The following is a 14,477-nucleotide window of genomic DNA, read 5'->3' on the forward strand; positions in this document are numbered from 1 at the left end:
TAAATTATTGTATCGAGTGAGTAGGTATGCTCTTTACTTAAATACCTGACCATTATGAAACACTTATACAAATACTTAAGCATAATATTCTTTTTATTTTCATTTACCGCACAGGCTCAAGTTGAAGAAATCTGCGGAGATGAAATAGATAACGATGGGAATGGTTTAATTGACTGTGCCGATTTAGCTGCCCAATGTTATCTAGTGGATCCTAATTGTGCAATTGAATCAGACTGCGGAAATGGTATTGACGATGATGGTGACGGCTTTGTAGATTATTATGATGGTGACTGTCTTGATGATCCGGATAATCCTAATGATTATATCACTATTAAGCCTGATTGTGAAGCGCAACCTGTAGGTAACGTTTTCGAAATAGAACCTGCATGGGATTCAGGTAATCAAACCAGTGCAGCCCTAGGCATGCCCAGTGTAGCCGATCTAGATCAGGATGGCTATCCTGAAGTTATCAGCATGAACAGTGAAACAGGTTGGCTATATATTATAGATGGCCGAACCGGCAACACGTTAAATCAAGTGAGGGTCAAAAACGGAGGAGTATTTGCCTATCCCGCTGTCGGAGATGTAGATGGTGACGGTTTTGGTGAAATATTTACGATTGATCTCAATGGGGTTATCAGAGTTTATGAGCATGACCTTACTTTAAAATGGAGTGCTACCAGTACTTTTACAGGATTTGGAAGACCTCTAGCCCTGGCAGATTTTAATCAGGACGGTAAAGCAGAATTGTATTCAGTGAATGAAGTCTGGGATGCCGAGACTGGTACACTTTTAATCAAAGGCAGTCATGGCAGCAGTATGTATGCTTCTGCAAATAACTGGTATACTGAGCTTAACGCAGTTCCTGTAGCGATAGATATTATTCCTTCTTCCCCAGGTTTAGAGCTAGTTGTTGGTCATATCATTTATACAGTCAATATTACGAATTCTGGAGGTACTGCCGGAAACAGTCTTTCAGAAGCTATGAATATGGATGATGCAGGTAATAAACCAGCTGGTTATGCGGGTTATCATCCTGCCGACGCTGACTGGGGCAATCAGAACTATAGCCAAACTGCAGTAGTAGACTATAATCTTGATGGCAATCTTGATGTGATTATGGGAGGAGCCAACGGAGGTCATGATGGTCCTACTACTGCCTTCTTTTGGGACATTGCTAATGATGAAGTAAAAACTTTTACTATTTTAAGGCCAGGCAATACAATTCCAGGCAGTATTAGAGCCACATTTGAAGATGAAAACGGCAATAATTGTGATAATGGAGACCTTTGTTACTGGGAGAGAGGCTTAGGGAATATCAATATTGCGGATATTGATAACGATGGGCAATTGGAGGCTACTTTTATGTCTGGTTCCTCATTATACGCAATAGAAACAGATTTTACTGAAAAGTGGGCTAACCATGATGATTTCTGGGAATCTTCATCGGGTGTAACCGGCACTACAGTTTTTGATTTTGATGGTGATGGATCTTCGGAAATTGTTTATAGAGATGAAATCAATCTATATATAGTAGATGGAACTACAGGTACTCCTTTAAACTTATTAACAAATACCTTTTGTAGTTCCCAGACCCAAGGTGACTACCCTATTGTAGCTGATGTTGACGGTGATGGAGAAACTGAGATTATTGTTTCTTGTGGAGAAGCTGAAAACATTTTTGGAACAGCACCTGGCGCCACCAGTGGTACAAGAACCAATGGTTTTATCCGTGCTTATAAGGCTGCAGGAGGTAACTATTGGGTTCCTTCCCGTGCGCTCTGGAATCAGACTAACTATTTTAATGTCAATATCAACGACAACCTTACTATCCCGAGATATCAACAGGCGCACCATCTGAATTTTGCTCAGATTTGTAATGACCCAAGTGCTCCTGTATTTGCCCTCAACAAATTCTTAAATCAATCACCCAGGATAAGTTACTGTGGGCAGCTTACATTCCCTTCTCCTAAACTGGACTTTGCAGACGATGGTGTGGTGATCACCCCTCCCGTTTGTCCGGATGATCAGTTTGAAGTCAGGGTAGTATTTCAAAATAATGGTGATCAGGCAATTTCAAAGCCTGTTCCTATTTCCTTTTATGCTGAAAACCCCACTAATTCATTCAGTAACACTGATGAAAGTCCTTACCTGGAAACCGTAGAAATTGATGTACCGGGTGGAATTGACATTGACGAAAAGATAGATACTACCTTTACAGTAAATGCAATCAGAGGAGCGTTTACACTTTTTGTATCACTAAATGATATAGGGCAAAAAGACAGTACTGGCGCACCTATGACCAATGAAACTTTTTATCCACTTACCAAATTAAATGGTACAATCCGTGAATGTGATGATACCCCAACCATTATTAGTAAAGCGGTAAACCCTCTTCCATTTGACCTTAAAGCTGTCAAGTTAAGGGACAACAGAAACTGTCCAGGAGAAGTAGCCTTTAATAATGGTGAAGTACAGGTTTTAGCTCCTGACGATACTCCATTTCCTGCATCTGATTATTCATTTACCTGGACCAATATAAGCACTGGTCAGGTGATTAGTAATGATGCTTTAGTAACCGGGCTTGACTCAGGTACTTATCGTGTAGTGGTAGAATATACTGCTGTGGGCTGCGTGGGTAATGCTGATACCGTAAGAGTCGAGAAATTTGAAGATTGGCCCGATACCCAGGTGATTACTTTGGAAGAGCTGCAACCAGTGTCTAGCTGTACACCTGGCACTGCCGACGGTATTGCCAGGGTACTCATCAACGGCAGCGCTGTTGATGAAACGCAATACGAAATTGAATGGGAAGATGAGCAGCAGGCCGGAGTCCTGGCAATTGGTGATACTGCGACCAATCTAAAGCCTATTCTCTATAAAGTTACTGTAACCAATAAACTTACTGGTTGCTCTGATAGTGAGACTATAGATATGACTTTGGACTTGCCTGTTATGAAAGTGCCCACTGTAACAGCAAATCAAAACTGTAAAAATCCTAATGGTTCTATAACCGCAAAAGTTGAAGGTTCCAAAAGTGACTATGAATATATCTTAATTCAACATTCTCCCATACAAGATACATTAACAGTACATAATAATGGGGCTTTTACCGGTTTAGCAGCAGGTATTTATGAATTAAGAGCTTTTGACCCAGCAACTGAATGTGGAAAATACAGCAATGGGATTGAAATAGAACTGATAGATCAAAAAGCTATTGATGATCTTACTATTGAAATTGCTAGTCCCCAGACAGCTTGTGAAGCGCCTTACAATGGTCAGTTGAGAGCCATGGTAGATGATGAAAGCAAGTACGATTTTGTGTGGTATCTCGGTACAGTTACTACCGGACCAAGTGCAGTTGTTGTAGGAAATGCTGCTACAACACCTGATACATTGAGCACCAATCTGACTAATGGTATCTACACTGTAGTGGTAACGCATAAAACTACAGGTTGTATAGCTTCAGCTGATACTACTTTAACTGAAACAATCGTAAAACCTGTAGTTGCTACAACTAATATTGACATTATAAAACACCAGACAGAGTGTAATCCCGATGGAGAAGTACAGTTTAGTGTGGGGACTTCTAACGAAACCAATGGGTATATTTTTCATCTCATGAAAGGCAGTGATACATTGTCTACAAATGAAACTGGTTTGTTCACTGGTTTAGAGGAGGGGAGATATTCTGTTGAAGTACAAAATAAAATAACAAAATGCTCAGCAGACAACACACCAAGTTTTGATATTTTAGACCAAATACCTGCCTTTGGGCCTGTAAATATTGATTACTCACATCTGACAAGCTGCAATCCATTATCACCTGATGGAGGGGCTAGCCTTGAGGTAAAAGGTACTACAAGTGGATATACATTTTATTGGTATGAAGGAACGGATACAACCACTCCGTTGAGTCCTCAGCCTACCACTTCATATCAGCTCATTGACGCTCCAGCGGACGATTATACTGTATATATCACTCATCCCAGCACTGGCTGTGATACTTTAGTAAATCTAAGAATTCAGGATCAGACCGAGCTTTATCAGGATTCAATAGAAATTGTAAGTGTTACTCCACAAAATAATTGTGACCCTAAACCTAAAATTGGTTCAATCACCGCTGGCCTTATAAAGTCAGTGAATGGAGATCCTCCGATGATATCAGACTATACTTTTACCTGGTATAGAGGCAGCAAAGATGATGTCATAAATAATGCCGCTACTGAAATAATTGGAGAAACTGGGCCAACCATAGATGGATTAGATGCTGGAACCTATGCAGTTACTGCTCAAAGAAAAGATGGTTGTGATGTACTCAACGTTATTGATGCAACAGTAGAAGATCTCCGTAATTTTCCTAAGCCTGATATCCAGGTAAAAATCGTTGAACAAAGCTCTTGTGACTCTGATAACCCTAATGGTAGACTTGAAGCCAATGTAGGTAATTTAACCGCAGGTTTTACTTTTAACTGGTATCGTAATAACAACGGAATCCCTGATCCGGTAGCTATGAACACACCAATTGCGGATAACTTACCAACCGGCAATTATATCCTGGAAGTTATCCGTGATGCTACAAATTGTAGCATGGATACCACCATTACTTTGGAAGATAATATTGCTGTGGGAAGCGAAATTGAACTGATTGTTAACTCTTCACCTGTTACTGGCTGTGAACCTAACAATGGTGAGATGGAAGTGACAGATGTTATTGTGAAAGGGACAAGTACCAGTGGTCAAGCTGACTATACTTATGACTGGTACAGAATTATTGAGCCTGGTGTTGATTCTGTATTAGTAGCCAGTAATACCGGACCTACTTTGTCAGGCATGAGTGAAGGTGATTATTCGGTAGTCGCTACTAATGACACCACTTCTTGTAATTCTATTGCCTGGCCAGTTACCATTACCAGAGATCCTAGTCTTGATATTACTTTTAGTTTTAATGCAAAAAATCAGGATTCTTGTGTACCTCCTGATGGTGCTCTGGAAGTCCAATTTCCAGGAGGAGAAGATATCAATGACTTTACTTATCAGTGGTATCTTGGACAAGATACTACTTACTACAAAATTGAAGGAGAAACATCTCATATATTGGATGAGGTAAGAGCTGAATTCTACACGGTTGCTGTAACCAGTAAGTCTACTGGTTGTACGACAATCAATTATTGGGAAATACCTCCCGGTGCTGACTTGCTCCCCATTCCAGGCCCAACACCAACCATTGTAGCATCCAGCTCTTGCGATCCTTATAATGGTACCATCAGCGTTGAAGTAGATCCAGGGGTTCTGTCTTCCGGGGATTACGCTGCAAATAGTTACACTCAGGATGACTTTTATTTCTATTGGTTTGAGGGTACTAGAATTTTGCGAGAGGATGTTCATCCTGAATTTGATCATCCTGATAATTACAAACCGTTATTTGAGCCTACTGCCGCTGACAACAGAAATATGATTACAGGTTTAAAACCGGGGGAATATACGGTTATCATCGTGGATGTAAAAAATGGTGTAGATAATCCCGGATGCCGTTCAACTGCCAAACATACCTTTGTGGTTCCTGCCGATGCTTTCAAACCCAATGTGATTAGTGTGTCAGCTAAGGATAATATCATGTGTGGTCCTACTGGTGATGGTTTTGTAAGTGTAGAAGTAGATAAAAAAGCAGGAGATATAACTACTAATAGCGGTTTTGATTTTTACTGGTTTAATAGTGATGTGGTAGGTTTAAGCACTGCAGCAGATTATACCTCTACAGATGTTGCTGCTCCTTTTGAGTCAACCTACAATAATATTACAGGTGGTGAGTACACAGTGCTCATCGTTGACAAAGAAACTGGTTGTGATACTACTATATTCAGAAAAATTTATGATAAAGCCGTACCTCCTGAAATACAGGGTACTTCAGTAGTGGCACAAAGAGATTGTGCTGCACAATTTGGTAGTATTGAGGTTACTACTCTATCTAACGGATATGCGCTAAGCGATCATGACTTTTACTGGTATGATAGTGAAGCTAATCTTACTGCTGATTTACCTTATAAAGTTGGAAATACAGGTACTCCAAGCGATTGGGAATCAACCGGTCTTGCCACAGGATACTACTGGATAGTAGCTAAAAGCAAATTGACCAATTGTATCTCCATTCCTGAGAAGGTCTTTGTACCCGATAACCGCCACTATCCTGTTGTGCAATTAGATACAAAAGAACCCTACACTCGTTGTGATGGTATAGGTGATGGTTCTATTACCGTAAGTTTGTCAGATACACCTAACCCTGGAGCAGCAAAATTTGATATTACCTGGACCAGTTCAGTTCCTGGTTTTACTACAGTGGTTGAAAATGGTGTAACTACAAGTACATTATCCAATTTACTTCCGGGAAGGTATGATTTTGAAGTAATTAACAATGATACCGGATGTCCATACAGAGGCTACTACGAAGTAGAAACTGAACCCATCAATCCTGTTCTCTTAGCTAATGCTTTTGACCTGAAGCATGTAAAAACTTGCCAGAATGATGGAGCCATTACAATAACTGAAGTTGAATTTGATGGTGTGGACACAGGAACTTCTGGTACTGATTTTACTTTTGAATGGAGGTATGGTAGCAATGATGCTGCTGGAGCTACAGCCTTCAACGATCTGGTTACACCAGGAGGAGTAGTTATTTCACCTACTGGTCATAGTATTACTAACCTTCCCGAGGGGGATTACTATGTGTGGGTAACCCATGCTTATGGTTGTAGATCTGTCAGGAGCAAACATTTTGAAATTTCAGATAACTCTACTCCTCCTATAATCAAAAAGAATTTCATTGACACAGATATACTTTGCGATGGTGTGTTTGATGGTGAAATAGAAGTAAGAGGTGAAGAGGACGGTCCAGAATTACCAACTAATGGCTATACTTTCACCTGGTATGATAGTAATGGCATCCAGTTTTTTCAGGAAGATCAACCAGAGGTTTCAATCCAAACTGGATTAGAAGCAGGAACCTATACTATTGAGATATTGAATAAAGATACTCAGTGTAGTTCAAACAGATCATTTGAAGTAAAAGGTGAGTACAGATTACCTGTACTATATGTAACTAAAATTGCTGATCAGTCATATTGCTATGGAAATGGTGAAGCTGAAATAAATTCTATTGTGGATAGGGATGGAAACGAGCTTAGCTTAAATAACTTTACTTACCACTGGTATGAAAGTGATCAGGTTACAGAAATAATCACATCTCAATACGGATTGAATGCTGATAAGATTTCTGCAGACAGTTTATTTGCAGGCACTTATTTTGTTATAGCTGAGGATAATGTTAGCAATTGCAGAACATATCCAGTACAAGTCACTATAGAGGATACCTCTGAACCTTTAATTGTTGTACTGGATGATATCTCCGATCCTATTCTTGCCTGTGATCCCTCAAATTTCCCTGAGGGTGAAATTGAAATTAATGTTAGAAACAGTAATACTGTGATCTCCAGTTGGTATGCTGGAAGTACTATTACTAATCTGGCAGATAGCATTGCTGGCTTCAATAACTCATTAGAGATTGAAAATCTTGTCCCCGGACAATATACTATATGGGTACAGGATACTCTTAGCGGTTGTAGTACTACTCGTACTTACACTATTGAAGGAATAGAAGTGCCCATTACTTTGAGTACTTCATCAAGTAACTTCAGTAGCTGTATTCAACCTGATGGAAAAGTAGCCGCTAACATTAATGGAGGTAGTGGTGACTATATCATTACCTGGTATAGCGGAAGTGGTACTGATTTACAACAACTACCTTTTGCAAATGATAATACCCTGATAGAAGGTTTGACAAATGGAACCTACACTGTAGTAGTGCAGGACAGAATTGAACCTTATTGTCAAGAGTCAAAAGCAGAGATTGTCATAGAAGACAGCAGAGGTGAGGAAATCATGGTGACTATCAATAATGATTTTCAGATGACCAACTGTGACGATAGTCTTCCCAATGGTCAACTTAGTGCTTCGGTAAATGGAGAATTATCACGATACAACTTCTTTTGGTACAATGGTACTGATACTAACAGTAAACCCATTGCTACTGGTCCGGTGATCGCTGAACTCCTTCCTGGAGAATATACACTTCTTGCACGAGATAAAATTACAGGATGTATCAGCAGACCGTTTACCGGAGAAGTAATAGCGGCACCTGATACTACTATTGTTCCTGCTCCTTTTGTGAGTAGTACTCCGGTGACACGCTGTGACACACCAAACGGAACTGCTACTGCTGTAATGGACAGTACTTTTATTGAGCCTGATGTGGATTATGAGTATAACTGGTTTGATGCAGACGGAGAGCTGGTATTTAGCAGTTCCAGAACAAATACTGCTAATTTCTTAAGTGCCGGTGAATATTCCGTAACAGTAACAAATGTACTGACAGGATGTAGTTCACAAAGTACCACTGTAACTGTCGGTGAGGAAATTTATGTTCCTGAATTTGAAGTATTCAGTACTCCTTCAATTTGCTCTCAACCCAATGGCACAATCAGACTTGAATTTGTTGAGCCAATCAAAATCGTAGATGTGGAATGGATAACTCCTGATGGTTTTGCAAGTGGGTTTATTTTGAATAACCAACCTGCAGGCTTTTATGAAGTAACCATTACCGATGAAAAAGGCTGCAAGCATACCAAAACTGCTGAGATTAAATCTGAAATACATGTCTATAATGGTGTATCTCCCAACGGAGATGGTAAAAACGACAAGTTCTTGATCAGTTGTATAGAACAGTATCATGAAAATGTGGTAAGAATCTACAATAGAGCTGGGGCTATAGTCTACGAAGATTTTAACTATGATAATGAAAGAATCTACTTTGAAGGCTATGGTAACCGTGGATTATATATAGGAGGAGACGAACTGCCCGAAGGTACTTATTACTACATCGTAGATAAGAAAAACGGTGAAAAGCCAGTCTCAGGTTATTTGGAACTGTTAAGATAGAATTTGTTTAGGTGGCAAGCAGTTGCTTGCTACCTAAACTTTCAAACCATGAAAGTATGATTAACTTTTACTATTTCAAATATTTAAGAATACTGCTATTTGGAGCTTTTTTGATATTTCAGCATTCGGCACATGCTCAACAAAGGCCCATTTTCTCTCAGTATATGTTTAATGGGTTAGTACTCAACCCAGCTTACGCAGGTAACCAACCTCAACTTAGTGTGAGTCTGCTGCATAGAGATCAGTGGGTCAATGTAGATGGAGCACCAAAAACAAGCAGTCTAATTGCTCACTCTGCTTTGAAAAACAGACCGGTCGGTCTCGGTTTATTGGTTTCCAGGGATAAAATAGGTGTTCATGATGACTACAGTATTTACGGCAGCTATGCTTATAAATTAAACATAGGTGTAGGAACACTATCACTTGGCTTACAGGCTGGATTTAATTATATGGTCTCCGATTTCACAAAATTATCTACATTCAACCCAGATGACCCTTTATTTTACGGAAGTGTAACAAGATTCAGCCCTAATTTTGGGACAGGAGCTTTTTTTAGCAATAAAACTACTTATGCAGGAATATCCATACCTTATCTGATCAATAACAAAGTATACGATAAAGATGAGATTATCAGTGAGGCAAGAGAAGCTCGGTATTATTTTGTAACAGGAGGCCATGTATTTCATGTATCACCAGGGGTCAAAATAAAACCCTCCGGCCTCATAAGAGTACAGGAGGGCCAACCTATGGGGATTGATCTTAACACCAATGTTTTCCTTCAAGAAGTACTTAACGTTGGTGCCTCATATCGTAGTGGTGATTCAGTCATTCTTTTGTTTGAAATGCTTCTCAACAAAACCCTAAGTGTAGGTTATGCTTATGACCACACTTTATCGAGAATTCGTAACTATACTGATGGCACCCATGAGTTTATGTTAACGTATCGTCGTGCTTTAGGAAAAGGCCCCTGCCATGCTTACTTCTAACAGTTTAGTCATTTTCACGAATCACCGTCTGATTACGATTAGGTCCTGTTGAGATCAAATTGATAGGCACACCCAGTTCATCTTCTATATATTTGGTGTACTTCATTAGCTCATAAGGCAACTCATCAAAATGATTTGCATTGGAAAGCGAGGTATTCCAACCCTTAAAGGATTTATATACTGGTTTGATCTCACCGTCGCAAATATCAAAAGGAAGATGATCCGTTACTTCACCATTTTCCAGTTCATAATGTGTACAAACTTTGATCTCTTCAAAATCATTAAGTACGTCAGCTTTCATCATAAACAATTCAGTGGCTCCATTAATCATAACCGCATACTTGAGGGCGGGAAGATCCAGCCAACCGCAACGTCTTGGCCTGCCAGTGGTAGCCCCAAATTCATTTCCATTTTTTCTTAAGGTTTCACCAATCTCATCATTGAGTTCAGTAGGAAAGGGACCTGAACCCACCCTGGTGCAATAGGCTTTGAAGATGCCCAACACGCTTCCTATGTTTTTGGGAGCTACGCCTAAACCAGTACAAGCACCAGAAGCAATAGTAGTGGAACTGGTAACAAAAGGATAACTACCAAAGTCAACATCCAGTAATGAACCTTGTGCTCCTTCAGCCAATACAGTTACACTTTCACTAATTTTCTGATTAATCAGATATTCACTATCTACAATATTGTAAGTTTTAAGCAGTTCTACACCTTCAAAAAATTCAGCTTCCAGTTTGCTCATATCTTCATTCGCATCAAAATAAGAAAGCTTTCTTTTGTGTTCATCAACCAATTTGTGGTATCTGTCTTGAAAAGATTCTGAAAGAATATCTCCCACTCTAAGTCCGTGACGCCCAATTTTATCCTGATAAGCCGGACCAATTCCTTTAAGCGTTGAACCTATTTTGTCTTTGCCTTTTGCCTTTTCATAAGCAGCATCTAAAAGTCTGTGAGAAGGGAGGATAATCTGTGCTTTTTTGGAGATATACAAATTTTTGGTCAGATCAAGATTGAACGATTTCAGTCCTTCAATTTCTTTCTTGAATATAACAGGGTCTAGAACGACTCCATTACCAATGATATTGATGATATCCTGACGAAATATTCCGGAAGGTATCTGATGCAACACATGTTTGATATTATCAAACTCCAGGGTATGCCCAGCATTAGGTCCTCCCTGAAACCTGGCTACCACCTTATACTTTGGGGCCAGATAGTCTACAATTTTTCCTTTTCCTTCATCTCCCCATTGGAGTCCTAGCAGTACGTCAACTTTCATTAGTTATTATTTCATGATACATTAAAAAAGGTGTCAACATTCGCTGTTAACACCAAAGTTAAGGCTAAAGTAATACAAAATCAGTGATGTTTAACGAGATTTTTCAGCATTTACCACATCACTTCCCTCTTCGGGTTTGTTTACACAATTATCTTTATTACAGCTTCCGTAGAGTATAAGTGAGTGATGCTCAACTTTATAGTCCAGGAGTTCACCCACCATCTTTTGGATATTGTAAATACGAGGGTCACAAAACTCAACCACCTTATTACAATCAGTACAGATCAGATGATCATGTTGTTTGTAACCATAATTTTTTTCGTATTGGGCCAGATTTTTTCCAAACTGATGTTTGCTGACCAGATCACATTCTACAAGAATGTCCAATGTATTGTAAACGGTAGCTCTGCTTACCCTGTAATTTTTATTCTTCATGCTGATATAGAGTGACTCTACATCAAAATGCCCATCTCTGGAATATATCTCCTCAAGTATCGCAAAGCGCTCTGGGGTTTTACGATAACTTTTTTCTTCCAGATAATTAACAAAGGTATCTTTTACTTTTTGAAATATGTCTTGGTTGAGTGCCATATAAGAATTGCTCCTTGGTTACAAATATAGAATTTCTCCGACGTTTACTAAGTGATCTATCAATATTCTTAATAGTAAGAAGATTTAGTCAGAATCAAAACGCGTAACTTTTACTACCCCACTAACTTTTTCAAGCTTCTTGATCAGCGTGTCGAGGTGAGATTTGTCGTGTACGTATAACATGATGTTACCCTCAAAGATTCCCCCTTCTGTATCTATAGAAAGTGACCGCATGTTTACTTTAAGTTCAGCTGAGATCACTTTTGTAATATCATTAATAAGCCCTAATCTGTCAGTTCCAATTACTTTTAAGCCAGAAAGATAAGCCAGTTCTTTACGAGGCATCCATTTGGCCTGGACTATGCGGTAGCCATAATTGGCCATCAGTTCAGGAGCATTGGGACAATTGGTTCTGTGTATTTTTATTCCTTCATTGACGGTTACAAATCCAAAAACATCATCTCCAGGAATAGGATTACAGCATTTGGCCAGTTTATAATCCAGTATATCCATGTCATCTCCGATAAGTAGTAAGTCCTGAGACTCACCTTTTATCTTGGATACTGTTTTGGAAAAAGACTTAGCATCTGAGATCCTGCCTTTTGTACTTACATTCTGTTCGTCCAGCTCATCTTTAAATTTTTTAATGGAAGTTGCAGGAATTAGGCCCTCTCCTACCTGATAATAAAGATCAAGAGGCGTCTTAACTTTAAAATAACTAGTCAGTTTTTCAAGAATTTCGCTATTCAGGTCAACCTTCATCTGCTTTAACTTCCGCCTGATTATTTCTTTGCCTTCAGAAGCAGCTGATTTTTTTTCCTCTTTTAGTATTTCTTTGATTTTAGACTTGGCTTTAGAACTTACCGCGAACCTTAGCCAGTCCTGATTAGGCCTTTGTTTGTTTGAGGTTAATATCTCCACCTGATCTCCATTGGAGAGAATATAATTTATAGGAACCAGTTTCTGGTTTACCTTAGCTCCCAGACATTTAGCTCCAATTTCCGTATGAATATCAAATGCAAAATCCAGGGCAGTGGCTCCACGCGGTAAAGTTCTGAGTTCGCCTTTAGGAGTAAAGACAAAAACTTCCTCATTAAAGAAGTTGGAACGAAAATCATCTACAAACTCTACTGCAGATTCATTGTTTTCATTTTTTGCCTGCTCAAGTATTTCTCTCACCTTGGAAATCCAATCTTCCAGGCCTGATTGCCGATGGGCACTGCTGGGCATATCTTTATATTTCCAGTGAGCGGCATACCCTTTTTCAGCAATTTCATCCATCCTCTTGGTCCTGATCTGTACTTCAACCCATTGACCGCCCGGACTCATAACAGTAGTGTGCAAGGACTCATAACCGTTGGACTTGGGCGTGCTGATCCAGTCTCTTAGTCTTTCAGGATTAGGGTTGTAGAAGTCGGTGATGACGGAGTAAATTTTCCAACAGGCTGCTTTTTCTTCTTCCAGGGGAACATCCAGAATAATTCGGATGGCAAAAAGGTCGTACACCTCATGAAAAGGTATATTTTTTTTCTGCATCTTATTCCAGATAGAATAAATGGATTTAGGACGACCTTTGATGACAAAATCAAAACCCTGCTTGTTAAGCTCCTTCTGAATGGGATCTATAAATTTTTTAATAAACCTCCGCCTGGCATCCTTGGTAGTGCTAATTGCATTCGCTATTTCTCGATATTTTTCAGGCTGGGTGAATTTGAGGTTCAGGTCCTCCAGTTCAGACTTGATAGCGTATAAGCCCAGGCGATGAGCCAGTGGTGCATATAAATAGATCGTTTCGGAAGCAATTTTGAGCTGTTTATTCTTAGGCATGCTGTCCAGTGTTCGCATGTTGTGCAAACGATCAGCCAGTTTGATCAGGATCACACGCACATCATCAGAAAGCGTAAGCAGCATTTTACGGAAATTCTCTGCTTGCTGTGAAGTTCCGTATTCAAATACACCGGCTATTTTGGTAAGCCCATCTATTATCCGGGCAACCTTGCCTCCAAATTCATGCTCTATATCTTCCAGCTCTATTTCGGTATCTTCCACCACATCATGAAGCAGTGCACAGATAATGGATGTAGTCCCCAGGCCAATTTCATTTACACATATTTCGGCAACAGCCAGTGGATGATATATATAAGGCTCACCAGATTTACGGCGCATATCCTGATGGGCCTCCATGGATGTGCTAAAAGCTTTTTTGATAAGCTTAGCGTCTCCATCCTTGAGGTAAGGCTTTGCTTGCCTGAGCAGTCGGCGGTATCTTCTTAGTATCTCTTTTTTTTCTTCCTCGGTATTGACTACCAACATAGAATCTTGCGCCATACAGCACCAAAGGTTTAATTAAATTGAAATGGCAATATATGAATGTATAGAAAGTATCCAATATCATAACACAATCCTAAACCCTAATAGTTGATGTGTTGAAATAAAGAATAAAAAATTTTGAATTGGTGTTGATAAACTGATTAATTGATTTAAATTTGCAATCTCTTTTCCGAAAGGCGGATATGGCGGAATTGGTAGACGCACTAGACTTAGGATCTAGCGCCGCAAGGCGTGGGGGTTCGACTCCCTCTATCCGCACAATAATAAAACCCTCTTCTCAGAATTCATCAAAATTT

5 protein-coding genes and 1 tRNA gene are annotated in these 14,477 nt (G+C 39.6%); 3 read left to right on the forward strand and 3 right to left on the reverse strand.

From position 1 onward, the window contains the following. The first annotated feature begins 54 nt into the window (after positions 1-54). Both WJR50_RS19760 and WJR50_RS19765 read left to right on the forward strand, forming a co-directional pair. Entirely contained in the window at positions 55-8,991 is an 8,937-nt protein-coding gene (locus WJR50_RS19760) for a T9SS type B sorting domain-containing protein (RefSeq protein ID WP_341295043.1), read from the forward strand. A gap of 56 nt (positions 8,992-9,047) precedes the next feature. After that, a complete protein-coding gene (locus WJR50_RS19765; protein ID WP_341295044.1) occupies positions 9,048-9,977 on the forward strand; it encodes a PorP/SprF family type IX secretion system membrane protein in 930 nt (309 codons plus the stop codon). A 4-nt stretch (positions 9,978-9,981) separates the two neighbouring features. On the opposite strand, the gene WJR50_RS19770 is transcribed toward WJR50_RS19765, so the two are convergent. From WJR50_RS19770 to WJR50_RS19780, 3 genes are all read right to left on the reverse strand, one after another. Then, entirely contained in the window at positions 9,982-11,259 is a 1,278-nt protein-coding gene (locus WJR50_RS19770) for an adenylosuccinate synthase (RefSeq protein WP_341295045.1), read from the reverse strand. A 90-nt stretch (positions 11,260-11,349) separates the two neighbouring features. Next, positions 11,350-11,850 carry a Fur family transcriptional regulator gene (locus tag WJR50_RS19775; RefSeq protein WP_341295046.1) on the reverse strand — a complete coding sequence of 167 codons (501 nt, stop codon included), beginning with the start codon at positions 11,848-11,850 and terminating at the stop codon, positions 11,350-11,352. An 84-nt stretch (positions 11,851-11,934) separates the two neighbouring features. Then, positions 11,935-14,163 (reverse strand): RelA/SpoT family protein, encoded by a 2,229-nt coding sequence (locus tag WJR50_RS19780; protein WP_341295106.1) that lies wholly within the window; start codon positions 14,161-14,163, stop codon positions 11,935-11,937. A 194-nt stretch (positions 14,164-14,357) separates the two neighbouring features. On the opposite strand from WJR50_RS19780, the gene WJR50_RS19785 reads away from it, so the two are divergent. Next, positions 14,358-14,439, forward strand: a tRNA-Leu gene (locus WJR50_RS19785). Positions 14,440-14,477: the final 38 nt, after the last annotated feature.

It is taken from the genome of Catalinimonas locisalis (genome assembly GCF_038039535.1).
Lineage (GTDB): Bacteria > Bacteroidota > Bacteroidia > Cytophagales > Cyclobacteriaceae > Catalinimonas.